22 protein-coding genes are annotated in these 26,621 nt (G+C 62.6%); 15 read left to right on the top strand and 7 right to left on the bottom strand.

Annotated features, from left to right (window positions below; all coding sequences use genetic code 11):
• The first annotated feature begins 131 nt into the window (after window positions 1-131).
• Together ilvA and GDV60_RS25840 are read left to right on the top strand one after the other, a co-directional pair.
• Entirely contained in the window at window positions 132-1,646 is a 1,515-nt protein-coding gene (gene ilvA / locus GDV60_RS25845) for a threonine ammonia-lyase, biosynthetic (protein ID WP_029289404.1), read from the top strand.
• Between the two features lie 40 nt (window positions 1,647-1,686).
• Window positions 1,687-2,100: a DUF2269 family protein gene (locus GDV60_RS25840; RefSeq protein ID WP_070993994.1), complete on the top strand. Its 414-nt coding sequence runs from the start codon at window positions 1,687-1,689 to the stop codon at window positions 2,098-2,100.
• A gap of 112 nt (window positions 2,101-2,212) precedes the next feature.
• Here the strand turns inward: GDV60_RS25840 and GDV60_RS25835 are convergent, their stop codons facing one another.
• The gene (locus GDV60_RS25835; protein WP_070993993.1) at window positions 2,213-2,869 is read right to left on the bottom strand and encodes an HAD family phosphatase; all 657 of its coding nucleotides are present in this window, start codon (window positions 2,867-2,869) and stop codon (window positions 2,213-2,215) included.
• Window positions 2,870-3,012: 143 nt separating this feature from the next.
• On the opposite strand from GDV60_RS25835, the gene GDV60_RS25830 reads away from it, so the two are divergent.
• Both GDV60_RS25830 and ptsP read left to right on the top strand, forming a co-directional pair.
• Window positions 3,013-3,492 (top strand): RNA pyrophosphohydrolase, encoded by a 480-nt coding sequence (locus tag GDV60_RS25830; protein ID WP_003176750.1) that lies wholly within the window; start codon window positions 3,013-3,015, stop codon window positions 3,490-3,492.
• Between the two features lie 22 nt (window positions 3,493-3,514).
• Window positions 3,515-5,794 (top strand): phosphoenolpyruvate--protein phosphotransferase, encoded by a 2,280-nt coding sequence (ptsP, locus tag GDV60_RS25825; RefSeq protein WP_029289388.1) that lies wholly within the window; start codon window positions 3,515-3,517, stop codon window positions 5,792-5,794.
• 90 nt (window positions 5,795-5,884) lie between these two features.
• On the opposite strand, the gene GDV60_RS25820 is transcribed toward ptsP, so the two are convergent.
• Window positions 5,885-6,631 (bottom strand): NRDE family protein, encoded by a 747-nt coding sequence (locus GDV60_RS25820; RefSeq protein ID WP_070993992.1) that lies wholly within the window; start codon window positions 6,629-6,631, stop codon window positions 5,885-5,887.
• Window positions 6,632-6,844: 213 nt separating this feature from the next.
• Here GDV60_RS25820 and lgt point away from each other — a divergent pair, with 213 nt between their 5' ends.
• Together lgt and GDV60_RS25810 are read left to right on the top strand one after the other, a co-directional pair.
• Entirely contained in the window at window positions 6,845-7,657 is an 813-nt protein-coding gene (lgt, locus tag GDV60_RS25815; protein ID WP_070993991.1) for a prolipoprotein diacylglyceryl transferase, read from the top strand.
• A gap of 51 nt (window positions 7,658-7,708) precedes the next feature.
• Window positions 7,709-8,680 carry a thymidylate synthase gene (locus tag GDV60_RS25810; protein ID WP_029289382.1) on the top strand — a complete coding sequence of 324 codons (972 nt, stop codon included), beginning with the start codon at window positions 7,709-7,711 and terminating at the stop codon, window positions 8,678-8,680.
• A 117-nt stretch (window positions 8,681-8,797) separates the two neighbouring features.
• Here GDV60_RS25810 and cadR read toward each other — a convergent pair whose 3' ends face one another.
• The gene (gene cadR / locus GDV60_RS25805) at window positions 8,798-9,247 is read right to left on the bottom strand and encodes a Cd(II)/Pb(II)-responsive transcriptional regulator (protein WP_029289380.1); all 450 of its coding nucleotides are present in this window, start codon (window positions 9,245-9,247) and stop codon (window positions 8,798-8,800) included.
• Between the two features lie 85 nt (window positions 9,248-9,332).
• Between cadR and GDV60_RS25800 the strand changes: the two genes are divergently transcribed.
• The 7 genes from GDV60_RS25800 to GDV60_RS25770 all read left to right on the top strand — a co-directional run bounded on the left by GDV60_RS25800 (window position 9,333) and on the right by GDV60_RS25770 (window position 18,351).
• Complete coding sequence (locus tag GDV60_RS25800) at window positions 9,333-11,582, top strand: heavy metal translocating P-type ATPase (protein WP_159909096.1); 2,250 nt, start codon at window positions 9,333-9,335, stop codon at window positions 11,580-11,582.
• Window positions 11,583-11,598: 16 nt separating this feature from the next.
• Window positions 11,599-12,462 carry a LysR family transcriptional regulator gene (locus GDV60_RS25795; RefSeq protein WP_159909094.1) on the top strand — a complete coding sequence of 288 codons (864 nt, stop codon included), beginning with the start codon at window positions 11,599-11,601 and terminating at the stop codon, window positions 12,460-12,462.
• Window positions 12,463-12,697: 235 nt separating this feature from the next.
• Complete coding sequence (locus GDV60_RS25790; protein WP_029289373.1) at window positions 12,698-13,762, top strand: putative 2-aminoethylphosphonate ABC transporter ATP-binding protein; 1,065 nt, start codon at window positions 12,698-12,700, stop codon at window positions 13,760-13,762.
• A 1-nt stretch (window position 13,763) separates the two neighbouring features.
• Complete coding sequence (locus GDV60_RS25785; RefSeq protein ID WP_159909092.1) at window positions 13,764-15,488, top strand: putative 2-aminoethylphosphonate ABC transporter permease subunit; 1,725 nt, start codon at window positions 13,764-13,766, stop codon at window positions 15,486-15,488.
• Window positions 15,489-15,514: 26 nt separating this feature from the next.
• Complete coding sequence (locus tag GDV60_RS25780) at window positions 15,515-16,531, top strand: putative 2-aminoethylphosphonate ABC transporter substrate-binding protein (RefSeq protein WP_029289369.1); 1,017 nt, start codon at window positions 15,515-15,517, stop codon at window positions 16,529-16,531.
• Between the two features lie 132 nt (window positions 16,532-16,663).
• On the top strand, window positions 16,664-17,797 hold the full coding sequence (locus GDV60_RS25775; RefSeq protein WP_070993988.1) for a TIGR03364 family FAD-dependent oxidoreductase: 1,134 nt from the start codon (window positions 16,664-16,666) through the stop codon (window positions 17,795-17,797).
• Window positions 17,797-18,351 carry a phosphonate degradation HD-domain oxygenase gene (locus GDV60_RS25770; RefSeq protein ID WP_070993987.1) on the top strand — a complete coding sequence of 185 codons (555 nt, stop codon included), beginning with the start codon at window positions 17,797-17,799 and terminating at the stop codon, window positions 18,349-18,351. Before GDV60_RS25775 ends, GDV60_RS25770 begins: the two co-directional genes overlap by 1 nt.
• Here the strand turns inward: GDV60_RS25770 and GDV60_RS25765 are convergent.
• Together GDV60_RS25765 and GDV60_RS25760 are read right to left on the bottom strand one after the other, a co-directional pair.
• The gene (locus GDV60_RS25765) at window positions 18,348-19,715 is read right to left on the bottom strand and encodes a GTPase/DUF3482 domain-containing protein (RefSeq protein ID WP_159909090.1); all 1,368 of its coding nucleotides are present in this window, start codon (window positions 19,713-19,715) and stop codon (window positions 18,348-18,350) included. The genes GDV60_RS25770 and GDV60_RS25765 overlap by 4 nt on opposite strands.
• Complete coding sequence (locus GDV60_RS25760) at window positions 19,708-21,087, bottom strand: DUF2868 domain-containing protein (RefSeq protein ID WP_104911138.1); 1,380 nt, start codon at window positions 21,085-21,087, stop codon at window positions 19,708-19,710. Before GDV60_RS25760 ends, GDV60_RS25765 begins: the two co-directional genes overlap by 8 nt.
• A 69-nt stretch (window positions 21,088-21,156) precedes the next feature.
• Here GDV60_RS25760 and GDV60_RS25755 point away from each other — a divergent pair, with 69 nt between their 5' ends.
• On the top strand, window positions 21,157-21,669 hold the full coding sequence (locus tag GDV60_RS25755) for a dihydrofolate reductase (protein WP_092231169.1): 513 nt from the start codon (window positions 21,157-21,159) through the stop codon (window positions 21,667-21,669).
• A gap of 150 nt (window positions 21,670-21,819) precedes the next feature.
• Here GDV60_RS25755 and GDV60_RS25750 read toward each other — a convergent pair whose 3' ends face one another.
• Window positions 21,820-23,211, bottom strand: coding sequence for an L-cystine transporter (locus GDV60_RS25750; protein ID WP_159909088.1), 1,392 nt, complete (start codon window positions 23,209-23,211; stop codon window positions 21,820-21,822).
• A 242-nt stretch (window positions 23,212-23,453) separates the two neighbouring features.
• Here GDV60_RS25750 and GDV60_RS25745 point away from each other — a divergent pair, with 242 nt between their 5' ends.
• A complete protein-coding gene (locus GDV60_RS25745) occupies window positions 23,454-24,512 on the top strand; it encodes a phosphorylcholine phosphatase (protein ID WP_029300603.1) in 1,059 nt (352 codons plus the stop codon).
• A 168-nt stretch (window positions 24,513-24,680) separates the two neighbouring features.
• Here GDV60_RS25745 and ilvD read toward each other — a convergent pair whose 3' ends face one another.
• A complete protein-coding gene (gene ilvD / locus GDV60_RS25740) occupies window positions 24,681-26,522 on the bottom strand; it encodes a dihydroxy-acid dehydratase (RefSeq protein WP_029300604.1) in 1,842 nt (613 codons plus the stop codon).
• Between the last annotated feature and the right edge of the window lie 99 nt (window positions 26,523-26,621).

Genomic DNA, 26,621 nt, shown 5'->3' with positions numbered 1-26,621 from the left:
CTCCGGAACGGGCGGGGAGTAAAGAGGGGCGCGAGTATAACCCAACAAAACCTCTGGATTCGTGTGGTCGTCCGGCCAAAAGGCGGGTTAGACTCCTCGGCCCTGCCCAACCCGCCCAGTGATGCTTTCCGATGCTCGAACAGTACGTCAAAAAGATCCTCACCTCGCGCGTTTACGACGTTGCCGTGGAAACCCCGTTGCAGACTGCCCGCCAGCTCTCCGAGCGCCTGGGCAACAAGGTCTGGCTCAAGCGCGAAGATTTGCAGCCGGTGTTTTCCTTCAAGATTCGCGGTGCCTACAACAAGCTGACCCAACTGACCGCTGAAGAACGCGCGCGTGGCGTGGTCACCGCCTCGGCCGGCAACCATGCCCAGGGCCTGGCCCTGGCGGCCAAGGTGCTGGGGGTCAAGGCCACGATCGTGATGCCCAAGACCACCCCGGAAATCAAGGTTGAAGGCGTACGCTCCCGTGGCGGCAAAGTGGTGCTGCATGGCGACTCCTTCCCGGAAGCGCTGGCGTATTCGCTGAAGCTGGTCGACGAAAAAGGCTACGTCTACATTCACCCCTACGATGATCCGCACACCATTGCCGGGCAGGGCACCGTGGCGATGGAGATCCTGCGCCAGCACCCAGGGCCGCTGGATGCGATTTTCGTCCCGGTGGGCGGTGGAGGCCTGATTGCCGGCATCGCCGCGTACGTGAAGTACCTGCGCCCGGAGATCAAGATCATCGGCGTCGAGCCGGACGACTCCAACTGCCTGCAAGCCGCCATGGCCGCGGGCGAACGTGTGGTGCTGCCAGCCGTGGGGATCTTTGCCGATGGCGTGGCGGTGGCGCAAATCGGCCAGCACACGTTCGATATCTGCAAAGACTATGTCGACGAAGTCATCACCGTCAGCACCGATGAAATCTGCGCGGCAATCAAGGATATCTACGACGACACCCGCTCCATCACCGAGCCAGCAGGGGCCTTGGGCGTGGCCGGGATCAAGAAGTACGTGGAGACCCGTGGCGTCAGCGGCCAGACCTTTGTTGCCATTGATTCCGGGGCCAACGTCAACTTCGACCGCCTGCGCCATGTGGCCGAGCGCGCCGAGTTGGGCGAAGGCCGTGAAGCGATCATCGCCGTGACCATCCCCGAGCGCCCAGGCAGCTTCAAGGCCTTCTGCGAGGCCGTGGGCAAGCGCCAGATCACCGAATTCAACTACCGCTACCACTCCGGCAGCGAGGCGCACATTTTTGTCGGGGTGCAGACCCACCCGGAAAACGACCCGCGCAGCGCACTGATTGCGAGCCTGACCGAGCAGGGTTTCCCGGTGCTGGACCTGACCGAGAACGAGCTGGCCAAGCTGCATATCCGCCATATGGTCGGTGGGCATGCGGCGCATGTCAGCAATGAAGTGGTGTTCCGTTTCGAATTCCCGGAACGTCCGGGAGCCTTGTTCAACTTTCTTAACAAATTGGGCGGTCGCTGGAACATCTCGATGTTCCACTATCGCAACCACGGCGCGGCTGACGGTCGGGTGGTCGCGGGGCTGCAAGTGCCAGCCAACGAGCGGCACCTGGTGCCGGCAGCGCTGGAAGCCATTGGCTACCCGTATTGGGATGAAAGTGACAACCCGGCCTATCAACTGTTCCTCGGTTGAGCGACTACGCTGATTGGGCGGCCTTTAAGGAATCAAGAGCATGGAATATCTGACAACCCTCAAGACCATCCACATGGTGGCAACGGTGCTGCTATTGGCCAGCGGCCTGGCCCTGGCGGTGCTGAGCTGGCGCAAGCGCGCAGCCGGGCCGGCGATTACATTGCAACGGCCATGGCTGTTTGTGTGGTTGTTGATGGGCGTAAGCCTGGTGAGCATGCCATTCACCGGCTGGTGGTTGGTGCACCTGATCGGCTGGCCATTGGGGCAGACATGGATCCTGGGCTCCAGCGTGATCTATACCGTCGCGGCGCTGGCCTGGTTCTGGCTGGTGGTGCGCCTCAATCGCCTGCGCCTGGGCGGTACGGGCAGCGCGAAATTCACCCTGGCCCTGGCGGTTGTCAGCCTGGTGGGGTTTGTGGCGATTGCCGGGTTGATGGGGGCTAAGCCTGTTTAACACTTGAGACCGAGTTGGCCTCATTCGCGAGCAAGCCCGCTCCCACACTCGACCGCATTCCAAAGGTGGAACTCGGTTGAGTGTGGGAGCGGGCTTGCTCGCGAAGGCGTGATCAGCCGCGCAGGCTGATTACCGGCCATCCACGCTTCTGGGCCTCGGCCCGCAGGTTCGCATCCGGATCCACCGCCACCGGGTGAGTCACTTGCTCCAGCAACGGCAGGTCGTTCATCGAATCGCTGTAGAAATAGCTGTCGTCCAGGCTATACCCGGTCTCTTCCAGCCACCGATTCAAGCGCGTCACCTTGCCCTCGCGAAAGCACGGAACATCCGTGCTGCGCCCAGTGTAGCGGCCATCGGCCATCTCACACTCGGTGGCGATCAGGGTTTCAACCCCCAAACGTGCGGCAATCGGCGCGGTGACAAAGCGGTTGGTGGCGGTGATGATGACCAGCGTGTCACCGGCGGCGCGGTGTTTGGCCAGCAGTTCAGCCGCCTTGGGCAGCATCAGCGGTTCGATGCAGTCGCGCATGAAGTCGCGGTGCCATTCGTCGAGTTGGGCCATCTCGGTGTTGCCGAGGATTTCCAGGCTGAAGTTCAGGTACGCGGCGTTGTCCAGCTTGCCGGCCAGGTAATCCTGGTAGAACTCGTCGTTGCGGGTTTTGTAGGCAACGGCATCGAGGATGCCGCGCTCACACAGGTAATCACCCCAGGCGTGGTCACTGTCGCCGCCCAAAAGCGTGTTGTCCAAGTCGAATAAAGCCAGGCGCATTGCGGTTACTCGCTGAAAAGTCTGTAAAAAGGCGTCCAGAATACGGTCTTTTCACAAGAGTGCACATAAGGTAAGCAGCCTCGTTGCCGCTGCAACAAGCTTTGTGGAACAATGCGGCGACATGCGTTTGCGAGGTTGTTGCCGTGATCGACCCCGATGGTTTCCGTCCAAATGTCGGGATTATTCTTACGAATGATGCCGGACAGGTGCTATGGGCTCGCCGTATCAACCAAGATGCCTGGCAGTTTCCCCAGGGCGGGATCAACCCCGACGAAACCCCTGAAGACGCCTTGTACCGCGAGTTGAACGAAGAAGTAGGCCTGGAACGCGAAGATGTGCAAATTCTCGCCTGTACCCGAGGCTGGTTGCGCTATCGTTTGCCGCAACGCCTGGTGCGTACCCACAGCCAACCACTGTGCATCGGCCAGAAGCAAAAGTGGTTTCTCCTGCGCCTGATCTCCAACGAGCAGCGGGTGCGGATGGATTTGACCGGTAAACCGGAGTTCGATGGCTGGCGCTGGGTCAGTTATTGGTATCCGTTGGGCCAGGTGGTGACATTCAAGCGCGAGGTTTATCGTCGCGCTCTCAAAGAGCTTGCCCCGCGCCTTTTAGCGCGCGACTGACGACGGAGTTCGACCCCGAGCCATGCTCAATACGCTGCGCAAGATCGTCCAGGAAGTTAACTCCGCCAAGGATCTCAAGGCGGCGTTGGGGATTATTGTGTTGCGCGTCAAGGAAGCCATGGGCAGCCAGGTCTGCTCGGTTTACCTGCTGGACCCCGAGACCAACCGTTTTGTGCTGATGGCCACGGAGGGCTTGAACAAGCGCTCCATCGGCAAGGTCAGCATGGCGCCCAATGAAGGTCTGGTGGGCCTGGTGGGGACGCGTGAAGAACCCCTGAACCTTGAGAACGCGGCCGATCACCCGCGTTATCGCTACTTTGCCGAAACCGGCGAAGAGCGCTACGCCTCCTTCCTCGGCGCCCCGATCATCCACCACCGCCGCGTTGTCGGCGTATTGGTCATCCAGCAGAAAGAACGCCGCCAGTTCGATGAAGGTGAAGAAGCCTTCCTCGTGACCATGAGCGCGCAGCTGGCCGGGGTTATCGCCCATGCCGAGGCCACCGGCTCGATTCGCGGCCTGGGTCGCCAGGGCAAGGGCATCCAGGAGGCCAAGTTCGTTGGCGTGCCGGGTTCACCGGGCGCTGCGGTCGGTACTGCGGTGGTCATGCTGCCGCCGGCTGACCTGGATGTGGTGCCGGACAAGTCCATCGACGACATCGATGCGGAAATCAAACTGTTCAAGACCGCCCTGGAAGGGGTGCGCGCCGACATGCGCAACCTGTCGACCAAACTGGCCACCCAGTTGCGCCCCGAAGAACGGGCGCTGTTCGACGTGTACCAGATGATGCTCGACGACGCGTCCCTGGGTAACGAAGTCAAGACCGTGATCAAGACCGGCCAGTGGGCCCAGGGCGCGCTGCGCCAGGTGGTCACCGATCACGTCAACCGCTTCGAGCTGATGGACGACGCCTACCTGCGCGAGCGCGCCTCGGATGTGCGCGACCTGGGCCGGCGCCTGCTGGCCTACCTGCAGGAAGACCGCACCACCAACCTGGTGTACCCCGACAACACCATCCTGATCAGTGAAGAACTGACCGCCACCATGCTCGGCGAAGTGCCGGAAGGCAAACTGGTGGGCCTGGTCTCGGTATTGGGTTCGGGCAACTCCCACGTGGCGATCCTGGCCCGGGCCATGGGTATCCCGACGGTAATGGGCCTGGTGGACCTGCCGTATTCCAAGGTTGACGGCATCTCGATGATCGTCGACGGGCACCGGGGCGAGGTCTTCACCAACCCCAGCGAGTTGCTGCGCAAGCAGTACGCCGAAGTCGTAGAGGAGGAGCGCCAGCTGTCCCAGGGTCTCGATGCCCTGCGCGAACTGCCCTGCGTGACCCTCGACGGCCACCGTGTACCGCTGCTGGTCAACACTGGCCTGCTGGCGGACGTGGCGCGTGCTCAACAACGTGGCGCTGAAGGGGTGGGCCTGTACCGCACCGAAGTGCCGTTCATGATCAACCAACGTTTCCCGAGCGAGAAGGAGCAGCTGGCGATCTATCGCGAGCAACTGTCCGCCTTCCATCCGCTACCGGTGACGATGCGCAGCCTGGACATCGGCGGCGACAAGTCACTGTCTTATTTCCCCATCAAGGAAGACAACCCCTTCCTTGGCTGGCGCGGCATCCGCGTTACCCTCGACCACCCCGAAATCTTCCTCGTCCAGACCCGCGCCATGCTCAAGGCCAGCGAAGGCCTGAACAACCTGCGTATCCTCCTGCCGATGATCTCCGGCACCCACGAACTGGAAGAGGCCCTGCACCTGATCCACCGGGCCTGGGGCGAAGTGCGCGACGAAGGCGCCGATGTGCCGATGCCTCCGATTGGCGTAATGATCGAAATTCCGGCAGCCGTGTACCAGGCCAAGGAACTGGCGCGGCAGGTGGACTTCCTGTCGGTGGGCTCCAACGACCTGACCCAATACCTGCTGGCCGTGGACCGTAACAACCCACGGGTGGCCGACCTCTACGACTACCTGCACCCGGCAGTGCTGCAAGCCCTGCAACACGTGGTGCGCGACGCCCATGCCGAAGGCAAGCCGGTGAGTATCTGTGGGGAAATGGCCGGTGATCCGGCAGCGGCGGTGCTGTTGATGGCCATGGGTTTTGACAGCCTGTCGATGAACGCCACCAACCTGCCGAAGGTCAAGTGGATGCTGCGCCAGATCAACCTGAGCAAGGCCAAGGAGCTGTTGGCGGAGTTGATGACCATCGACAACCCGCAAGTTATCCACAGCTCGCTGCAGTTGGCCCTGAAAAGCCTGGGGTTGGCGCGGATGATCAATCCGACGGCGACCAAAACCCTGTAGGAGCGAGCTTGCTCGCGAAAAACGTCAACGATAACGCGTACCCGCTGATTAAACGTGTCGCGCTCAGGCTTTTCGCGAGCAAGCTTGCTCCTACAGGTTGATGTCTACCTCGCCGAGTCGTCCACCATGGGGCCCGAAGCTACGTTCCACCATCCGCCGCGTCCCATCGGCATGCACAATCAGTGCGGTACTCGCCCGTGTTCCATAACTGGGGCTGGCGATAAACACACTCGACAACAAACTCTCGGTGGCGAGCCCGACCCCGGTATCCGGCAGCTCGGCAAACGGTGCGGTCTGGGGGTCGCTCAAAATCCCCAGCAGGGCTTCAGGATGGGGATCGTCCAGCACTTCGGCCAGCGCGGCCTTGGCCTTGAGCAGTTTGGGCCACGGCGTGTCCAGCCCGGCATTGGATAACCCATAGATCCCGTTCATCAGTTGCGTGGGCGTCGACTCATTGGCGTTGTAATGCCATAACTCATCCCGCGTGCCGATCAACAGGTTGAACCCGGCATATTCAATCGATCTGCCGTTAACATCGGCTAAATAGTCATCAACCGGTAGGGAACCGTTGAGAAAGCGCGCCACCAGCTCGCCCCGGGACTTGCGCGCCGGTGGCTGGTGCGGGTCGCGGATATTGGTCAGCGCGGCAAACCGCCCATCGGCACCGATCCCCAGCCAGGAGCCACCCGCTTCCTGGTCGCGGCCGGCATATACCTGCGGTGCATCGGGCCACTGGGCCAGGGGCAGGCTGGGCCGGGCGTAGAACTCGTCACGGTTGGCCGCGACGATCAGGGGCTGGGCGTGGCCCGGCCGCCAGGCGAAAACAATCAGGCACATAAGGCGATCCTTTTGTGTTTTGTTCACTCTACCCATAGAACCGCCGGCTATCCATCGTATCGAAGTTGGGCCAGATGCCTCCCATCCGTTAACATGCCAGGCTGCTTGGCGTGGGGGCGAACTTCTTCATTTGATCGAACTGCTGTAACGCAGGCTTAATCGCCCACCGGCATGGTCCGTGCGCAATAACGAATGATTTAACGAGGAGTCGCAATGCTGCCTTACCCGCAGATCGACCCGGTGGCCCTGGCCATCGGTCCGCTGAAAATCCACTGGTACGGGTTGATGTACCTGATCGGCATCGGCGGTGCCTGGCTGCTGGCTTCTCGGCGCCTGAACCGCTTCGACCCGACCTGGACCAAGGAGAAACTCTCCGACATGGTGTTCTGGATGTCGATGGGGGTGATCGTCGGCGGTCGCCTGGGCTATGTGCTGTTCTACGACTTGAGCGCGTACCTGGCCAACCCGACCCTGATCTTCGAGGTGTGGAAGGGCGGTATGGCGTTCCACGGCGGCTTTATCGGCGTGATGCTCGCGGCCTGGTGGTTTGGCCGGCGCAACGGCAAGTCATTCTTCCAGTTGATGGACTTCGTCGCGCCGATGGTGCCGATTGGCCTGGGTGCCGGGCGTATCGGTAACTTCATCAATGCCGAATTGTGGGGCAAACCGACCGACGTGCCGTGGGCGATGGTGTTCCCACCCTTCAGCGACCCGGCGCAACTGCCGCGCCACCCGTCGCAGCTGTACCAGTTCGCCCTGGAAGGCGTGGCACTGTTCCTGATCCTCTACATCTTCTCGCGCAAACCGCGGCCGACCATGGCGGTTTCCGGGATGTTCGCCCTGTTCTACGGGATCTTCCGCTTTATCGTCGAGTTCGTGCGGGTGCCGGATGCGCAACTGGGCTACCTGGCGTTCGGCTGGCTGACCATGGGCCAGGTGCTGAGTATCCCAATGATCCTCGCAGGCCTGGGCATGCTCTGGTGGGCTTACAATCGCCCGCAGGCGATCAAGAACGCCGCGCTATAAATTCGAACGCCGAGGCCTGAGGGCCTCGGCTTCACCGATACAGGTAATGTCATGAAGCAATATCTCGAGCTGGTTTCCCACGTCATCAACAACGGCACCAAGCAGGCCAACCGCACGGGCGTGAACACCATCAGCTTCCCTGGTGCGATGTTGCGCTTTGACCTGCAGGAAGGTTTTCCGGCCATCACCACCCGCAAAATGGCCTTCAAGTCGGCGATTGGCGAGATGTGCGGCTTTTTGCGCGGGGTGAACAACGCTGCCGAGTTTCGCGCCCTGGGATGCAAGGTGTGGGACCAGAACGCCAACGAAAACGCGCAGTGGCTGGCCAACCCGTTCCGCCAGGGCGAGGATGACCTGGGCGAGATCTACGGCGTGCAATGGCGCAAGTGGCCGGCGTACAAGCAGATCCCGTTGAGCAACCAGGCCGCTATCGAGCAGACCCTGGCCCAGGGCTATCGCCAGATCGCCGAAGGCGAGGAAGATGGCCAGGCCTACGTGGTGCTGTACAAGGCCATCGACCAGATCCGCCAGTGTGTCGACACCATCATCAAGGACCCGGGCAGCCGGCGCATCCTGTTCCACGGCTGGAACTGCGCCCAGCTCGATGAAATGGCCTTGCCGCCGTGCCACCTGCTGTACCAGTTCCACCCGAATGTCGAGACCAAGGAGATTTCCCTGACCCTCTACATCCGTTCCAACGACCTGGGCCTGGGCACACCGTTCAACCTCACCGAAGGCGCCGCGCTGCTGAGCCTGATCGGCCGCCTGACTGGCTACACGCCGCGCTGGTTCACCTATTTCATCGGTGATGCGCACGTCTACGAAAACCACCTGGACATGCTCAACGAACAGCTCAAGCGCGAGCCATTCGCCGCGCCGAAGCTGGTGATCAGCGAGCGTGTGCCGGAGTTTGCCAAGACTGGGGTGTACCAGCCGGAGTGGCTGGAATTGATCGAACCGGGCGACTTCTCGCTCGAAGGCTATGAGCACCATGCGCCGATGACGGCGCCGATGGCGGTCTAAGGCAAATGTGGGAGCGGGCTTGCTCGCGAAAGCAGTGTGTCAGTCGACATCTTAATCGACTGATCCGCCGCATTCGCGAGCAAGCCCGCTCCCACATTTAGTCCGTGTTCACATTAGTCAATGGCCGTGGCTTCTACCCACATGTGAATGCTCCGCCTCACTGGCCGCCACACTCCCACTGACCTCCAACCGCTGCAAAATCCCGCACTGGTCAATCTCCGGCCCTTCGCCACAGCGCTGGCGCAGGTCGATCAATTGTTCCTGCAGGGCCAACAACCCATCAATCCGCGCCTTGACGTGATGGATGTGCTCGTCGATCAGCGCATTGACGCTTTCACACTGGTCCTGGGGGCTGTCGCGCAGGCCCAGCAGGCTGCGGATCTCTTCCAGGGTCATGTCCAGGCTGCGGCAGTTGCGGATAAAGGTCAGGCGCTCGGTGTGCGCCTGGGTGTACAGCCGGTAGTTGCCCTCACTGCGCGCCGGGGGCGGCAGCAGGCCTTCCTTCTCGTAATAGCGGATGGTTTCCACCGGGCAGTCGGTCAGTTTTGCCAGTTCGCCGATCTTCATCGCAGCAATCTCCAAAAGGGTGCTTGACCCTATAGTGGCTACAGGGTCTTTACTTGGCAACAGGCACCTTCACGGACGCGAGACAATGAGCGATTCCATTCACACCCCGCATAAGCATGACCACGATCACGATCATGATCACGGCGAAAAACTGCAGCCTGTGCAAAAGCACGATCATGGCGGCTCCTGCTGTTCCGGCGCGGCTGCGCCTTCTCTGGTGAGGTTGACCGAAGCGCCCAGCGCCAACGCGCGGCTGAGCACTTTCCGCATCGAAGCCATGGACTGCCCCACCGAGCAGACGCTGATCCAGAACAAGCTGGGCAAGCTGGCCGGTGTGCAGCAACTGGAGTTCAACCTGATCAACCGCATCCTCGGCGTGACCCACGATTTGCCGAGCACCGCGCCGATCATCGAGGCCATCAAATCCCTGGGCATGCAGGCCGATCCGATCGAAGAGGGTGCGCCTGCCGCCGAGCCTGCTGCCAAGAAACCCTGGTGGCCGCTGGCCCTGTCCGGCGTGGGTGCGCTGGCAGCGGAGGTGATCCATTTCACCAACGCTGCACCGACCTGGGTGGTGGCGCTGGTGGCGCTGGTGTCGATCCTCAGCGGCGGCCTCACTACCTATAAAAAGGGCTGGATTGCCCTGAAGAACCTCAACCTGAACATCAACGCGCTGATGAGCATCGCCGTGACCGGTGCGATCCTGATCGGCCAGTGGCCGGAAGCCGCGATGGTGATGTTCCTGTTTACCGTGGCCGAATTGATCGAGGCCAAGTCCCTGGACCGCGCGCGCAACGCGATCAGCGGCCTGATGCAGATGACACCGGAACAGGCCACGGTGCGCCAGGCTGACGGTAGTTGGGTCGAACAGGAGGTCAAAGTCATTGAGCTGGGCGCCATCGTGCGGGTACGTCCCGGTGAGCGCATTGGCCTGGACGGGGAAGTCACCGCGGGCCAGTCCACCATCGACCAGGCGCCGATCACCGGCGAAAGCCTGCCGATCGAGAAGACCGTGGGCGATAAAGTCTTCGCCGGCACCATCAACCAGGCTGGTTCCCTGGAATATCGGGTGACCGCCGCCGCCAACAACTCCACCCTGGCGCGCATCATCCATGCGGTGGAGCAGGCCCAGGGCTCACGGGCGCCGACCCAGCGCTTTGTCGACAGCTTCTCGAAAATCTACACCCCGGCGGTATTCCTGTTTGCCTTGGGCGTGGCATTGATTCCGCCGCTGTTCATGGGCGGGGTGTGGTTCGACTGGATCTACCGTGCGCTGGTGCTGCTGGTGGTCGCCTGCCCATGCGCCCTGGTGATTTCCACTCCGGTGACCATCGTCAGTGGCCTGGCCGCGGCCGCGCGCAAAGGCATCCTGATCAAGGGCGGCGTGTACCTGGAGGCCGGCTACAAACTGGACTACCTGGCCCTGGACAAGACCGGCACCATCACCCATGGCAAGCCGGTACAGACCGACTACCTGGCGCTGTCCACCCAAGACAACGCCCCGGCCCTGGCCGCGAGCCTGGCCGGGCGCTCCGACCACCCGGTGTCGCTGGCCATCGCCAACGCGGCTGTGGATAAAAACCTGGCGCTGCTCGCTGTGGATAACTTCGAGGCCCTGGCTGGGCGCGGGGTACGTGGCGAGATCAACGGCGAGGTCTATCACCTGGGCAACCACCGCCTGGTGGAAGAACTTGGCCTGTGCTCGCCAGCCCTTGAAGAAAAACTCTTCGCCCTGGAAAAACAAGGCAAGTCCGTGGTGCTGCTGCTCGACAAGTCCGGCCCGCTGGCGCTGTTCGCCGTGGCCGACACGGTCAAGGACAGCAGCCGCGAAGCCATCGAGCAGTTGCACGAGCTTGGCATCAAGACCCTGATGCTCACCGGCGACAACACCCACACCGCCCAGGCGATTGCCGCCCAGGTGGGTATCGACCAGGCTCAAGGCGACCTGCTGCCCACTGACAAGCTCAAAGCCATCGAGGATCTGTACGGCAAAAACCACCGGGTTGGCATGGTCGGCGACGGTATCAACGACGCCCCGGCCCTGGCCCGCGCGGAGATTGGCTTTGCCATGGCCGCGGCAGGCACCGACACCGCCATAGAAACCGCCGACGTAGCGCTGATGGACGACGATTTGCGCAAGATTCCGGCATTCATACGTTTGTCGCGACAAACGTCGAGTATCCTCAAGCAGAACATCGCCCTGGCGCTGGTGATCAAGGCGATCTTCCTGGCAGTGACCTTCCTGGGCATGGCCACCATGTGGATGGCGGTGTTCGCCGACATGGGCGTCAGCCTGCTGGTGGTGTTCAATGGTCTGCGCCTGTTGCGCAAATAGTCGATGAGAGGGTGGTGTGCTGAGTGCCGAGCTGAAGGCGTTTTACATGGTTGCCCGCCTGGGCAGCATTACCCAGGCGGCGAAGAAACTCGGCCTGAGCCAACCCACGGTAACCACCCAGATCCGCCACCTGGAAAGCCAGTACTCGGTTGAGCTGTTCTATCGCGGTGGCCGGCGCCTCACCGTCAGCGACGAGGGCGCGCGGCTGTTGCCGATGGTCAAGGCGCTGTTGCAGCAGGAAGCGGATATCGAGTTTTTCCTGCGCAACAGCGGTCAGGTCCAGGGCACTTTGCGGATCGCCGCGACCGCGCCTTACTACATCCTCGACCTGGTGAAGACCTTTCGCGAACGCTTGCCCCACGTGGAAGTGGCGGTGGAAATCGGCAATTCCCAGCAGGTGCTCGAAGCGCTGGATGATTACCGGGTGGATGTCGCCGCGTCCTCGCAACTGCTGGAAGACCCTCGCCTGATCCGCCGGGTGCTGGGCACTGACCCGTTGGTGCTGGCGGTGCATCGCAATCACCCGTTGGCCGTGCTGGAACATGTGCCACTCAGTGCGTTGGTGGGGCACACCCTGTTGATGCGCGAAGCGGGTTCCACCACCCGGCGCCTGACCGAGGAGATGCTCGATGGCGCTGGCGTAAGCTATGGGCCACTGCTGGAGATCGGCAGCCGCGAGTCGATTCGCGAGGCGGTGCTGCGCAATATCGGCATCAGCATCATTGCCCGCCAGGAAGTGCCCCATGACCCGCAACTGCGGGTGCTGACCATCGAGAATGCGCCGCAGATCCCGGAGTATCTGTATTGCCTCAAGGAGCGCAAAGGTGCGCGGTTGCCGGCGGCGTTTCTGGGGTTGGCGCAGGAAATGTCGCCACTCTGAGGGTGTTGGTGGCTTTGAAATCGCCATCGCAGGCAAGCCAGCTCCCACATTTGCATGTATTCACAGCCCCAAATGTGGGAGCGGGCTTGCCCGCGATAACGCCAGGCCAGTCACCACAACGCCACAACCCTACCCAAATCCACCAATACCACTATCACCCGCTTTTGCCTTCCTGCCACACCAGGGACGCATTTGCTCCCTAGCATGGCCTTCATCAGTTTGATGAGGTGCCACCATGAACACAGCCCAGCTCAACCCCGGCGCGCCGATGAAGGTGCGTGGTATCCAGAAGCGCTTCGGCGCCTTTACCGCCCTGGACCATGTGTCCCTGGACGTCGCTGCCGGTGAGCTGGTGTGCCTGCTCGGCCCCTCGGGTTGTGGCAAGACCACCTTGCTGCGCTGCATCGCCGGCCTGGAACGCCAGGACAGCGGCGAGCTGTACCTGGGTGATCGCGATGTTTCCCTACTGGCACCGCAGGCGCGGGACTACGGCATTCTGTTCCAGTCCTACGCGCTGTTTCCCAACCTCAGCGTCGAGGCCAATATCGGCTACGGCCTGACCGGTAGCGGCCGCGATGAAGTGCGCAAGCGCGTGGCGCAGATGCTGGAGCTGGTCGGCCTGACCGGCAGCGAAAAGAAATACCCCGGCCAACTGTCCGGTGGTCAGCAACAACGGGTCGCCCTGGCCCGTGCCCTGGCGCCGGCCCCGTCGCTGTTGCTGCTGGACGAACCCATGTCAGCCCTCGACGCCCGGGTGCGTGAGCACCTGTGTACCGAACTGCGCCAACTGCAACGCCGCCTGGGCATCACCACCTTGATGGTCACCCACAACCAGGATGAGGCCATGCTGATGGCCGACCGCATCGCCGTGATGAACAACGGCAAGGTCGAGCAATACGCCACTCCTCAAGAGATTTATGATCGCCCGGCCACGCCGTTCGTGGCCGAGTTTGTCGGCCAGGGCAACTGGCTGCCGTTCAGCCGCAACAGCGCCAGCCACGCCCAGGTCGGCGGGATGAACGTGCGCCTGGCCGAAGACAGCGGCAAGGCCGCCTCAGGCCGCCTGTTCTGCCGGCCGGAAGCAATCAGCGTCAACCCGCCGGTACACGAAGAAAACCTGTTCCCGGCCAAGGTCCGCGAGATCACCTTCCTCGGCAACCGTTGCCGCATGAGCTTTGAACTGGACCAGTTGCCCGGCCATCCGCTGCTCGCCGAACTGGCGCCGGAAGCCATGCCGCGCCTGGGCGCCCAGGATATCTGGGTCGCGCTGCCGCCGCGCAGCCTGCAGGTGTTTGCCTGAGATGGCCGCCGATATGACCCTGCCGGTACCCGGCCGCGTGGCTCGCCAGGTTTCCCGTGCCGAAATCGGCGACCGCATCTTTGTAGTGGGCGGCAAGGTGCTGTTGCTGTGCCTGTTGGGCATCGCCGTGCTGCTGCCGTTGCTGGCGATCTTCTGGCGCGGCTTCAGCGCCGAAGACGGCCAGGGCGGCGGGCTGGTGGCGGCGCGCGAGTTGCTGACCAGCGCCAACTTCCACTGGCTGCTGGGCAATAGCCTGAAGGTTTCCCTGAGCGTTGCGGCCATCGTCGTACCCCTGGCCTACCTGTTTGCCTACGCCCTGCAACGCACGCTGATCCCCGGCAAGACGCTCTGGCGTGGCTTGTCATTGCTGCCGCTGATGGCGCCCTCGATGTTGCCGGGCATCGCTCTGGTGTATCTGTTCGGCAACCAGGGCATGTTGCGCGGCCTGCTGTCAGACAACATCTACGGCTTCTGGGGCATTGTCCTCGGTGAAGTGATCTACACCTTTCCCCATGCCCTGATGATCCTGCTGTCGGCGCTGTCTTTGGCGGATGCGCGGCTGTTCGATGCTGCCTCAAGCATGGGCGCCAGCCCCGCGCGGGCGTTTCGCAGCATCACCTGGCCGGCGACGCGCCAGGCTGTGTTCGCCGCGTTCTGCCTGGTGTTCACCCTGACCATCACCGACTTCGGCGTGCCCGTGGTGGTGGGCGGGGACTATCAAGTACTGGCGCTGGAAGCCTACAAGGCGGTGGTCGGCCAGCAGCAGTTCGGTCGCGGCGCCTTGATCGGCATGGTGTTGCTACTGCCAGCGCTGCTCAGTTTTGCGGTGGATACCTGGCTGCGCCGGCGCCACGGCGACTCCATGAGTGGCCGCGCCCAAGTGTTCCAGCCGGCGCCGTCGCGCCTGCGCGATGCCTGCTACCTGGCGATTGTGTTGCTGATCTGCGCGGTGCTGCTGTTGGTGTTCGGTATGGCGGTGTATTCGTCGCTGGTGAAATTCTGGCCGTACAACCTGTCGCTGTCGCTCAACCATTACCAGTTCAACGACACCGCCGGTGGCGGCTGGCTGGCCTATCGCAACAGTTTGACCATGGCGATCTGCACCGCATTGATCGGCAGTGTGCTGATCTTCACCGGCGCTTACCTGATGGAAAAGACCAAAGGGCAAAAAGGCCTCAACCTGGCGCTGCGCATGCTAAGTTTTGTACCGATGGCAGTGCCGGGCTTGGTGCTGGGCCTGGGTTATGTGTTCTTTTTCAACCTCAACGGCAACCCGCTGCATGTGCTCTACGGGACCATGACGCTGCTGGTGGTGTGCACCATTGCGCACTATTTGACCACCGCGCAGATGACCGCCACCACCGCCCTGCGCCAACTCGACGCCGAGTTCGAAGCCGCCGCGCTGTCGCTCAAGGCGCCGTTGTACCGCCACTATCTGCGGGTCACCGTGCCGATCTGCCTGCCGGCGCTGTTGGACATCCTGCGCTACCTGTTTGTCTCGGCGATGACCACTGTGTCGGCGGCGATCTTTCTCTACAGCCCCGACACCATCCTCGCCGCAGTCGCCGTGTTGAACATGGACGACGCCGGCAACGTTGGCGGCGCGGCGGCCATGTCGACCCTGATTCTGTTCACTTCAGCCGGCGTCTCGCTGCTGCTGGCGTGGGCCTCACGCGGCTTGTTGCGCCGCTCCCAGGCCTGGCGCCAAACCGCGCCCGGTCAATAACCCTGCCCCACACAAGGAAACGCACCATGTTCAAGCCCCTGGCCCTCGCCGCTGCTGTGCTCACCGCGTTCAGCCTGAATGCCTTTGCTGCCAAGACCGAGTTGACCGTGTACACGGCCCTTGAAGCCGAGCAATTGAAGACCTACAAAAAAGCCTTCGAAGCGGCCAACCCGGACGTCGAGATCAAGTGGGTGCGGGACTCCACCGGCATCATCACCGCCAAGCTGCTGGCGGAAAAAGCCCGCCCGCAAGCCGATGCGGTGTGGGGCCTGGCGGCTTCCAGCCTGGCGATCCTCGATCAGCAAGGCATGCTGCAAAGCTACGCGCCAAAGGACCTGGACAAGATTGGCAAGAACTACCGCGACGCCGCCAACCCACCGGCCTGGGTCGGCATGGACGTATGGGCCGCGACCATCTGCTTCAACACCGTCGAAGCCGAAAAACAGGGCCTGAGCAAGCCGATCAGTTGGCAAGACCTGACCAAGCCGGAATACAAAGGCAAGATCGTCATGCCGAACCCGGCGTCGTCCGGCACCGGGTTCCTCGACGTCAGCGCCTGGCTGCAGACCTTCGGCGAGAAGCAGGGCTGGCAGTACATGGATGACCTGCACCAGAACATCGGCCAGTACGTGCACTCCGGCTCCAAGCCGTGCAAGTTGGCGGCGTCCGGCGAATTCCCGATCGGTATCTCCTTCGAATACCCGGCCGTGCAGTTGAAGCGCCAGGGCGCGCCGCTGGATATCGTCTTGCCCAAGGAAGGCCTGGGCTGGGACATTGAAGCCACTGCGGTGATCAAGGGCACCGCCCACCAGGAAGCGGCACAGAAACTCGCCGACTTCTCTGCAAGCCCGGCGGCGATGGAGTTGTACAAGGAAAACTTTGCCGTCCTGGCCCAGCCGGGAATCGCCAAGCCACAGACCGAATTGCCGGCGGACTACGAGCAGCGCCTGATCAAGAACGACTTTGCCTGGGCCTCGAAAAACCGCGACAACATCCTGACTGAATGGCGCAAGCGCTATGACGGCAAGTCGGAAAAACAATAACTTCAACCGTTTCTAAAGCTGTAGGAGCGAGCTTGCTCGCGAAGAACCTGAGGGCGCAGCGTGTATTCTGACTGCCCGCGTTATCGTTCACGTTCTTCGCGAGCAAGCTCGCTCCTACAGGGGGCGAACACCATGACACACCACAGTGATTTGCTGATCGTCGGCGCCGGTATCCTCGGCCTGTCCCACGCCTACGCCGCCGCCAAGCGCGGGCTCAAGGTCAGGGTCTTCGAACGCACGGCCACTCCCCTGGGTGCCTCGGTGCGTAACTTCGGCCAGGCCCTGGTTACCGGCCAACCGCCTGGGCAGATGCTCGACCTGGCCCGGCAAAGCCGCGAGATCTGGGGCCAGTGGGCACAACTGGCGAACCTGCAACTCAAGCGCAATGGCTCTTACCTGTTTGCCCGCACCGAAGCCGAAGAGCATTTGCTGCAAGCCTTTTGCGCCGGTCGCGCCAAGGCGCACGGCTACCGCGTCAACCTGCTGCAAGGCGCCGCCATGAATGATCTGTACGGCGGCCAGTTCCGCCATCATCGCGCTGCGCTGCACGGCCTCGACGATCAGCAGCTGTATTCCCGTGAGGCGCTGCCGGCGCTGATCGACTACCTGCGCCGCGAACTCAAGGTAGAGTTCCACTTCTCCACCCTGGTACGCGACATCGAGCCCGGCCAACTGCACACCACCGCCGGCAGCTTTCGCGGCGAGCAGATCATTGTCTGCTCCGGCCACGACTACCAGACCCTGCTGGCCGAGCAGATCGCCCAACTCACACCGCAAATCTGCCAGTTGCAAATGCTGCGCGCGCGGCCCAAGGCCGACTTGAACCTGCAACATGCGCTGCTCACGGGCCTGAGCTGCGTGCATTACGGCGCCTTCGCCGACTTGCCGCAAGCCGCCGCCGTGCAGGCACAGATCCTGCGCGACACGCCGCACCTGGATGAACATGGCATCCACCTGTTGATCAGCCCGACGCCCCATGGCGAGTTGATCATCGGCGACTCCCACCATTACGGCAGCGATCCGTCGCCATTCAATGCCGAACAGGTGGACAACTGGATGATCGAGCTGGCAGAACAGACCCTGGGCTGCCAGATTCAGGTCGTGGAACGCTGGCAGGGCGTCTATGGTTCCCGTGGGCCGGGGCCGTTTTCGTTCCTGCGCGCTGCAGATGGCGTGCGTGTGGCCTTGATGCATACGGGCGTAGGCATGAGCGTGGGGCCGGCGATGGCCGAGCGCAATATCACTGAACTGTGGGGGGAGGCGTGATGAACGCTGAGCAGGTAGTCGCCGAAGTCTTCGGCCTGTACGAACAGCATGGCGCCGCCGACTACATCGGCGAGCCGGTGTCGCAGATCGAGCATATGTCCCAGGCCGCACAACTGGCCATGGCCGAGGGCTTCGACGATGAAGTGGTGCTGGCGGCGTTCTTCCACGACATCGGGCATATCTGCGGCCAGGGTGAAGCGAACATGGGCGGCTACGGCGTAGTCAGCCATGAACGCCTGGGCGCCGACTATCTGCGGCGCGCCGGCTTCAGCGAGCGCCTGGCGAAACTGGTGGAATATCACGTACAGGCCAAGCGCTACCTGACCTTCAGCCAGCCGGACTATTACCATCGCTTGAGCGAGGCCAGCCGCCGCACCTTGGGCTATCAGGGTGGAGTGATGACGGCCGATGAGGCCCTGGCGTTCGAGCAGGACCCGCTGTGCGCGGTGAGCCTGCGCATGCGCCACTGGGATGAGCAGGCCAAGGACATGCACGTGCCGGTGCTGGACCTTGAGGTGCTGAAGGCCAAGGCCCGGCAATTGCTGGCGGCTTAAGCCTCGTCCAGGCGCTGGGCCAGGGCTTCGATCTGTTCCTGACGTTCGGCCTGGCTTAACCTTGGGTGAGTGTTGAGCGACGACCATTGCGGATGGGCGCGCGCCTTGTGCAGGGCGTCCGGCAGCTTGCCTTCGCGCCAGGTCTTGTCTTGCGGAGTGTCGACCTTGATGCTGTGCATCGCCGCGTGCCCGCGCAGGGCCAGGGCCTTGAGCAATTGCCGTTGGCGCAGGGCCAGCAGGCGCAGCACGCTGTCATCCACCGTCAGCTCGCGCTGGCCCTTGATCTTGCCCAGCAGGCGGCTGCCGTAGCTGCGCGCGGTTTGCAGTGCGCCGCCGGCAATCGCTCCGGCGAGGGCGGCGGCGCCCAGGGTCAGGCCGCCGACCAGCAAGTCCACACCGGCCCCGGCCGCTGCCCCCGCCGCAATCCCGCCGCCGACCCGCACCCCCAGTTGCTTGAGGGTTTCGGGGTTGAACAAATCATCGCCCCAACGCCCGTCCAGCAACGGCAGGTCGCTGGCCGCAGCGTCCTGCGGGCGGAAGCCGAACAACTTGAGCAGGGCTTCGACGCAACGTTGTTCGCGCTGGCGTACGGCTTTGCGCAGATCGCTGATGGCTTGCTGTTCATCCTCGGTGACCACACTGCGCCGGCATGCGGCGCAGTCGATCAGCAGCTCGGCGATCAGGCGTGCAGCGCTTTGCTGGCGCGCCTGGCGTTGAGCCTGCTGATCAAGGATCAGCCGTTCCAGCTGGGGGCGTGAGCTTTCCAGCAACAGGGCCAGGCTTTCATACAGCCGTCGCTCGCCATCTTCGGGGGGCGCCACGCTGTCAAAGCGCACCAGTGCATGCAGGCCCAGGCGGGCCAGGGCTTCGCGCCAGTCCGGCTCGCGGTGGTCGCTGCTGCTGACAAAGTTGAGCACCGGCAACAGCGGCTTGCCGCAACTGGCCAGTACTTGCAGCTCGTCGCGGTATTTGGCCAGCACCGGTTCTCGGGCGTCGATCACGTACAGACCGGCGTCGGACGCCAGCAACTGACGCAACACCTTGGCTTCCTGTTCGAAGCGTTGACGGGCTTCGCTGCCTTCCAGGAAACGGGCGAGGCGAGCCGGGCCGTCGAGGCGTTCGCCTGGTCGGTCGAGGCGCTCAAGGTAATCGAGCAGGGCGATGGCATCTTCCAGGCCTGGCGTGTCGTACAGCTCCAGCAAGGCTTGGCCGTCGACCGACAAACGCGCGCCTTCGACATGCCGGGTGGTGCTGGGGCGGTGGGACACTTCGCCAAAGCCCACGTCACGGGTCAGGGTGCGCAGCAGCGAGGTCTTGCCGACGTTGGTGTGGCCGACCACCGCCAGTTTCAGGGGGTTAGTCATGACCGGTCTCCAGCCAGGTGAGTGGCGCGCAGTCGGCGAAGGGCAGGTCCAGTTGCTGCAAGGCCGTGTGCCAATCGCCGAGGCGCTCGGCATCCAGCGCCTGGCCCGGTGGTGCTTGCAGCAGCCAGACACGGGTGGCGCTGGCGCTGCGGGCCAGTTCGCCGATCAGTGCCAGGCTGCCACGATCCGGCGAGCGGCGTGGGTCGCAGGCGATCACCAGGCGTGCGGGCGGGAAGCGGGTCAGTTGCTCCAGCAGCTTGTGGCGTGATTCGCGGCTGTCGAGGATGCCGGCGTTTTTGACCGTGGCCGGTAGTTTGGGCGGCCAGGGGTGTTGGTCGTCCAGTTCGATGGCCACCAGCAGGGCGCCATCGCTGTGCAGTTCGCTGGCGCCGCCGCTGACGTGATGCAACTGTTCTGGAGCTGCATCGTTGACACCCAGGCGTTCGCTGCTGGGCATCAAGGCTTCGCGCAAGTGGCTGTAGCCGGGCAGGTTGAGGTCCAGGCCCAAGGCGGCACGCCCGCGTCGCCAGCGCCATAGGCAGAGCAAGGCGAGGAGCAGTCGGGGCAGCAGGCCGTAGACCAGCAATACGCCCACCAGCCAGGCGGCCCAGGCTTGGCGGGCGCTTTCGATATTGAGGGCAGAGTCGCCACTGGCGCGGATCATCTCGACGGTCGGCACGCTGAAGCCGAGCAGGGCGGGCAGGCTGCCCAGGGCCTGGGTCACGCTGACAAAGGTGTCGGTGCCGAGGATGGTGGTTTCCCAGACAAACCCGTAGCGCCGGGTAGCCATCAATGTCAGCAGGATCACCAGCGCGCTGCACAGCGCCAGCAGCCACAGGCCATTGACCAGCACACCCACGGCCCAGCGGTTGAGCTTGTGGCGTTGCAGCAGCAACAACAACGCCGGTGCCAGTTGCGCGGCCTTGGCATCACGGGCGAATTTTTCGCTGAGCCACAACCACAGGCGGCCGAGGCTGGCGCTGTGCTCGCCGGCAAACACCAGGCCCAGGGCCCAGCTCAGCAGCAGGATCAGGTTCAAGCCCAGCAGGCTGCCCAGGGCCCAGAACACATTGACCGGGGCCAGGCCGTTGCCCAGGGCGGCGAAGGCCAGGCCGGCACCGCTGACCACGGCCAGCACCATCAGCGCGATCAGCGCCAGCCGCGCACCTTGCAACCAGTGCAGCAGGGCGGCGCTCAGGCCGTCGCGCTCGGCCAGCCACAGTGCACGGTTTTGAATACGTGTCGGCAGGTCGCCGCCGTTGCTGCGGGCCAGGCGATTGGCTTCCTGGTCTTCCAGGGGGCCGGCGTGTTCTTCACGCAGGCGCACGGTTTCCGTCAGCCACAGTTTTTGCAGAGGGTTCAGTGCTGTCACGCGCGGTCCTGTTGTGTCAGTGAGCCTGGAGCATAACCCCTGGCCCGCGCCTCTGGTATTCTCGTTGCCATGAAAAAAACTCTCCCTTTAAGCCTGATCGCAGCCCTCGGTGAAAACCGCGTGATCGGCGTCGACAACAGCATGCCCTGGCATTTGCCGGGGGATTTCAAATATTTCAAGGCCACCACCCTGGGCAAGCCGATCATCATGGGGCGCAAGACCTGGGATTCCCTGGGCCGACCGTTGCCGGGGCGCCTGAACATTGTGGTCAGCCGTCAGACCGATCTTAAGCTTGAAGGTGCGCAAGTTTTTCCTTCACTGGATGCAGCCGTTGCGCGGGCCGAGGCCTGGGCGCTGGAGCAGGGTGTGGATGAGCTGATGCTGATCGGCGGCGCGCAGCTGTATGCGCAAGGCCTGGAGCAGGCGGATCGCCTGTATCTGACGCGGGTTGCGTTGAGCCCGCAGGGGGATGCGTGGTTTCCGGAGTTTGACTTGAACCGGTGGAAGCTGGTGTCGAATGTGCAGAATCCGGCAGAAGGCGACAAGCCGGCGTACAACTTCGAAGTCTGGGAAAAGGCCTAAATCTCTGTGGCGAGCGGGCTTGCCCCGCGTTGGGCTGCGAAGCAGCCCCAAAACCAGGCCCTCGCGGTCTACCTGACACACCTTGGTATGCCTTATTGGGGCTGCTACGCAGCCCAACGGGGGACAAGCCCCCTCTCCACAGGGGGGGATTTAGGCCTGCGCTAATTCCGGATGCTCATCGGCATTGAGCAGCTCTTTATCGGTCTGCTGCATGATCTGGCTGGTAATCGCCCCGGCGGTCATCGAACCATTCACGTTCAACGCCGTGCGGCCCATGTCGATCAGCGGCTCCACGGAAATCAGCAACGCCACCAACGCCACCGGCAAGCCCATGGCCGGTAGCACGATCAGCGCGGCAAACGTCGCACCGCCGCCCACACCGGCCACGCCGGCCGAGCTCAAGGTCACAATCGCCACCAATGTTGCGATCCACAGTGGGTCCAGCGGGTTGATGCCCACGGTCGGCGCCACCATCACCGCCAACATCGCCGGATACAGGCCGGCGCAACCGTTCTGGCCAATCGTCGCGCCAAACGAGGCGGCGAAGCTGGCGATGGACTGCGGGATGCCCAGGCGACGGGTTTGCGCTTCGATGCTCAACGGGATGCTTGCTGCGCTGGAGCGACTGGTAAACGCGAAGGTCAGCACCGGCCACACCTTGCGGAAGAAGCGCAGTGGATTGATCCCGGCCAGCGACAGCAGCAGGCCGTGGACTACAAACATCAGCCCCAGTGCCAGGTAGGAAACCAGCACGAAGCTGCCGAGCTTGATGATGTCTTGCAGGTTGGAGCTGGCGACCACTTTGGTCATCAACGCCAGCACGCCGTAAGGGGTCAGCTTCATCACCAGGCGCACCAGGCGCATCACCCAGGCTTGCAGGGTGTCGATGGCGTTGATCACTTTCTGGCCTTTTTCCACGTCGTCCTTGAGCAGTTGCAGCGCGGCAACGCCCAGGAACGCGGCGAAGATCACCACGCTGATAATCGACGTCGGCTTGGCCCGGGCCAGGTCGGCAAACGGGTTCTGCGGGATGAACGACAGCAGCAACTGCGGGATATTCAGGTCGGCGACCTTGCCTGCGTAATCACTCTGGATCACTTGCAGGCGCGCCAGTTCCTGAGTGCCGGCCACCAGGCCTTCGGCGGTGAGGCCGAACAGGTTGGTCAGGCCGATACCGATCAGCGCCGCAATGGCGGTGGTGAACAGCAGCGTGCCGATGGTCAGGAAGCTGATTTTGCCCAGGGATGCGGCGTTATGCAGGCGGGCTACGGCGCTGAGGATCGAGGCGAACACCAGCGGGATCACGATCATCTGCAACAGTTGCACATAACCATTGCCGACCAGGTCGAACCAGCCGATCGAGGCTTTGAGCACCGGGTGGCCTGCGCCGTAGATCGTATGCAGGGCCACACCGAAGGCAACGCCCAGGACCAGGGCGAACAACACCTTCTTGGCCAGGCTCCAGTGAGTACGGCGGGTTTGTGTCAGGCCCAGCAATAATGCGAGGAACACCAACAGGTTGAGAATCAGCGGCAGATTCATTGAAGCTCCAGGTAAAGGACTGCCAATCGCATGAGCGTGCGACTGCGAACCGGAAATCCTAACAGCTTGAAATATATTGATTTAATACCGTTATGGAATGGCGACTGTCGTTTTTGGAATAAGGCGTTGACGCTCCTGTGTAAGTGGGTGACGGGATCAGGACGCCGTCGGTCGTGCGTGTGGCGGGGGCTGTCATACAGATTTGTTAGCGTTGGTGTTTTTCACTCAGGGAGAAAACGCACATGAAGCTCGCGCCGAGACTGTTTGCCGCCGCGCTGTGCCTGGGGCTTGCCAGCCAGGTCATGGCCGCCACCGAGTTGAAACACTGGCCGGCACCCGCCGCCAAGCAACTGAATGAAATGATCACCGCCAACGCCAACAAGGGTAACTACGCGGTATTCGACATGGACAACACCAGCTACCGCTTCGACCTTGAAGAGTCGCTGCTGCCGTACATGGAAAACAAGGGCCTGATCACCCGTGACAGTCTCGACCCGTCGCTCAAGCTTATGCCGTTCAAAGACACTGCCGACCATAAGGAAAGTCTGTTCAGTTACTACTATCGCCTGTGCGAAGTGGACGACATGGTCTGCTACCCGTGGGTCGCCCAGGTGTTCTCGGGCTTTACCCTCAAGGAACTCAAGGGCTACGTCGATGAGCTGATGGCCTCCGGCAAGCCGGTGCCGGTCACCTACTTCGAAGGCGATGTGGTGAAGAACATGGAGGTGCAGCCACCGAAAATCTTCACCGGCCAGACCGAGCTGTACAACAAGCTGATGGAAAACGGCATCGACGTGTACGTGATGACGGCGGCCTCTGAAGAGCTGGTGCGCATGGTCGCTTCGGATCCCAAGTACGGCTACAACGTCAAGCCGCAGAACGTCATTGGCGTCACCACCCTGCTCAAGGACCGCAAGACCGGCGAGTTGACCACCGCGCGTAAGCAGATCAGCGCCGGCAAATATGACGAAAAAGCCAACCTGGGCCTGGAACTGACCCCCTACCTGTGGACCCCGGCAACCTGGATGGCAGGCAAGCACGCGGCGATCCTCACCTACATCGATGAATGGAAAAAACCGGTACTGGTCGGCGGCGACACCCCCACCAGCGACGGCTACATGCTGTTCCACGATGTGGACGTAGCCAAGGGCGGCATTCACTTGTGGATCAACCGCAAGGACAAGTACATGACCCAACTCAACGGCATGATCGCCAAGCACGCCGCGGCCCAGGCCAAGGAAGGCTTGCCGGTGACGGCGGACAAGAACTGGGTGATCGTCAAGCCCGACGAAATCCAGTAACCCTGTAGGAGCTGGCTTGCCTGCGATGGCATCGACGCGGTGTATCAGGTACGCCGTGGTGTCCGCATCGCAGGCAATCCAGCTCCCACATTTGATCTCCTGTGGCTTGGCGATTCAGGCAGGCAAAAAAATGCCCCGCACTTGGCGGGGCATTTTCATGGGCGGGGCTTACAGGCCGTCGAGCATGGCCTTGTTACGCACCGCACCCTTGTCGGCACTGGTGGCCAGCAGGGCGTAGGCTTTGAGGGCGGTGGTGACTTTGCGCGGACGCTTCTCCACCGGCTTCCAGCCTTTCTTGTCCTGCTCAACCCGGCGTGCGGCCAGTTCTTCATCGCTGATCAACAGGTTGATCGAGCGGTTCGGAATGTCGATCAGCACCTTGTCGCCATCCTGTACCAGGCCAATCGCGCCACCGGCTGCAGCTTCGGGCGAAGCGTGGCCGATGGACAGGCCGGACGTACCGCCAGAGAAGCGACCATCGGTCAGCAGTGCGCAGGCTTTGCCCAGGCCCTTGGACTTGAGGTACGACGTCGGGTAGAGCATTTCCTGCATACCCGGGCCGCCTTTGGGGCCTTCGTAGCGGATGATCACGATGTCGCCTTCTTTCACCTCGTCGGCAAGGATGCCGCGCACCGAGCTGTCCTGGCTTTCGTAGATCTTGGCGCGACCTTCGAACACATGGATCGACTCGTCCACGCCGGCGGTTTTCACCACGCAGCCGTCGAGGGCGATGTTGCCGTACAGCACGGCCAGGCCGCCTTCTTGCGAGTAGGCGTGCTCGACGCTACGGATACAGCCGTTTTCACGGTCGTCGTCCAGGGTGTCCCAACGGGTCGACTGGCTGAATGCCGTCTGGGTGGGGATCCCGGCAGGGCCGGCCTTGAAGAAGGTGTGCACGGCTTCATCGTCAGTCTGGGTGATGTCCCACTTGGCGATGCCTTCGGCCAGGGACTTGCTGTGCACGGTCGGCAGGTCGGTGTGCAGCAGGCCGCCACGGGCCAGGGAGCCCAAGATCGAGAAGATGCCGCCGGCACGGTGCACGTCTTCCATGTGGTACTTCTGGATGTTCGGCGCGACTTTGCACAGTTGCGGCACGTTGCGGGACAGGCGGTCGATGTCGCGCAGGTCGAAATCGATCTCGGCTTCCTGGGCGGCGGCCAGCAAGTGCAGGATGGTGTTGGTGGAACCGCCCATGGCGATATCCAGGGTCATGGCGTTTTCGAACGCCTTGAAGTTGGCGATATTGCGCGGCAATACCGACTCATCGTTCTCGGTGTAGTAACGCTTGCACAGCTCGACGATGGTGCGGCCGGCCTGCAGGAACAACTGCTCGCGGTCACTGTGGGTCGCCAGCGTCGAACCGTTGCCCGGCAACGCCAGGCCCAGGGCTTCCACCAGGCAGTTCATCGAGTTGGCGGTGAACATGCCGGAGCACGAACCGCAGGTTGGGCAAGCGCTGCGCTCGTATTCCGCGACCTTCTCGTCAGAAGCGCTGGAATCGGCGGCGATGACCATGGCGTCCACCAGGTCCAGGCCGTGGGAGGCGAGCTTGGTCTTGCCGGCTTCCATCGGGCCGCCGGAGACGAAGATCACCGGGATGTTCAGGCGCAGGGAGGCCATCAGCATGCCGGGGGTGATCTTGTCGCAGTTGGAGATGCACACGATGGCGTCGGCGCAGTGGGCGTTGACCATGTACTCCACGGAGTCAGCGATGATCTCGCGGCTCGGCAGGGAATACAGCATGCCGTCATGGCCCATGGCAATGCCGTCGTCCACGGCAATGGTGTTGAATTCCTTGGCCACGCCGCCAGCGCGTTCGATCTCACGGGCGACCAGTTGGCCCAGGTCCTTGAGGTGGACATGGCCCGGTACGAACTGGGTGAACGAGTTGGCAATCGCGATGATCGGCTTCTTGAAGTCGTCATCTTTCATCCCCGTGGCACGCCACAGAGCGCGCGCGCCGGCCATGTTGCGGCCGTGGGTGGATGTTTTCGAGCGGTAATCTGGCATGGAGCACTCCGGGCGGCTAATCAGGAATCAAAGGGGAGTGAGCTTCTATTGACGTCTGGAACACCCGAAAAATGGCCCTGGTGTCCGGAAGTTGCCGCA

This window comes from Pseudomonas sp. DTU12.1 (assembly GCF_009873475.1).
GTDB classification, from domain to species: Bacteria; Pseudomonadota; Gammaproteobacteria; order Pseudomonadales; family Pseudomonadaceae; genus Aquipseudomonas; species Aquipseudomonas proteolytica.
Note: the sequence above shows the minus strand (reverse complement) of the source record. Positions and strands in the feature narration are given on the sequence as shown.

What these genes read in the sequence shown, in the direction of transcription:
- ilvA (WP_029289404.1), top strand. Translation starts at nt 132, where the DNA reads ATGCTCGAACAGTACGTCAAAAAGATCCTCACCTCGCGCGTTTACGAC.
- GDV60_RS25840 (WP_070993994.1), top strand. Translation starts at nt 1,687, where the DNA reads ATGGAATATCTGACAACCCTCAAGACCATCCACATGGTGGCAACGGTG.
- GDV60_RS25835 (WP_070993993.1), bottom strand. Translation starts at nt 2,869, where the DNA reads ATGCGCCTGGCTTTATTCGACTTGGACAACACGCTTTTGGGCGGCGAC.
- ptsP (WP_029289388.1), top strand. Translation starts at nt 3,515, where the DNA reads ATGCTCAATACGCTGCGCAAGATCGTCCAGGAAGTTAACTCCGCCAAG.
- GDV60_RS25820 (WP_070993992.1), bottom strand. Translation starts at nt 6,631, where the DNA reads ATGTGCCTGATTGTTTTCGCCTGGCGGCCGGGCCACGCCCAGCCCCTG.
- lgt (WP_070993991.1), top strand. Translation starts at nt 6,845, where the DNA reads ATGCTGCCTTACCCGCAGATCGACCCGGTGGCCCTGGCCATCGGTCCG.
- GDV60_RS25810 (WP_029289382.1), top strand. Translation starts at nt 7,709, where the DNA reads ATGAAGCAATATCTCGAGCTGGTTTCCCACGTCATCAACAACGGCACC.
- cadR (WP_029289380.1), bottom strand. Translation starts at nt 9,247, where the DNA reads ATGAAGATCGGCGAACTGGCAAAACTGACCGACTGCCCGGTGGAAACC.
- GDV60_RS25800 (WP_159909096.1), top strand. Translation starts at nt 9,333, where the DNA reads ATGAGCGATTCCATTCACACCCCGCATAAGCATGACCACGATCACGAT.
- GDV60_RS25790 (WP_029289373.1), top strand. Translation starts at nt 12,698, where the DNA reads ATGAACACAGCCCAGCTCAACCCCGGCGCGCCGATGAAGGTGCGTGGT.
- GDV60_RS25785 (WP_159909092.1), top strand. Translation starts at nt 13,764, where the DNA reads ATGGCCGCCGATATGACCCTGCCGGTACCCGGCCGCGTGGCTCGCCAG.
- GDV60_RS25780 (WP_029289369.1), top strand. Translation starts at nt 15,515, where the DNA reads ATGTTCAAGCCCCTGGCCCTCGCCGCTGCTGTGCTCACCGCGTTCAGC.
- GDV60_RS25775 (WP_070993988.1), top strand. Translation starts at nt 16,664, where the DNA reads ATGACACACCACAGTGATTTGCTGATCGTCGGCGCCGGTATCCTCGGC.
- GDV60_RS25770 (WP_070993987.1), top strand. Translation starts at nt 17,797, where the DNA reads ATGAACGCTGAGCAGGTAGTCGCCGAAGTCTTCGGCCTGTACGAACAG.
- GDV60_RS25765 (WP_159909090.1), bottom strand. Translation starts at nt 19,715, where the DNA reads ATGACTAACCCCCTGAAACTGGCGGTGGTCGGCCACACCAACGTCGGC.
- GDV60_RS25755 (WP_092231169.1), top strand. Translation starts at nt 21,157, where the DNA reads ATGAAAAAAACTCTCCCTTTAAGCCTGATCGCAGCCCTCGGTGAAAAC.
- GDV60_RS25750 (WP_159909088.1), bottom strand. Translation starts at nt 23,211, where the DNA reads ATGAATCTGCCGCTGATTCTCAACCTGTTGGTGTTCCTCGCATTATTG.
- GDV60_RS25745 (WP_029300603.1), top strand. Translation starts at nt 23,454, where the DNA reads ATGAAGCTCGCGCCGAGACTGTTTGCCGCCGCGCTGTGCCTGGGGCTT.
- ilvD (WP_029300604.1), bottom strand. Translation starts at nt 26,522, where the DNA reads ATGCCAGATTACCGCTCGAAAACATCCACCCACGGCCGCAACATGGCC.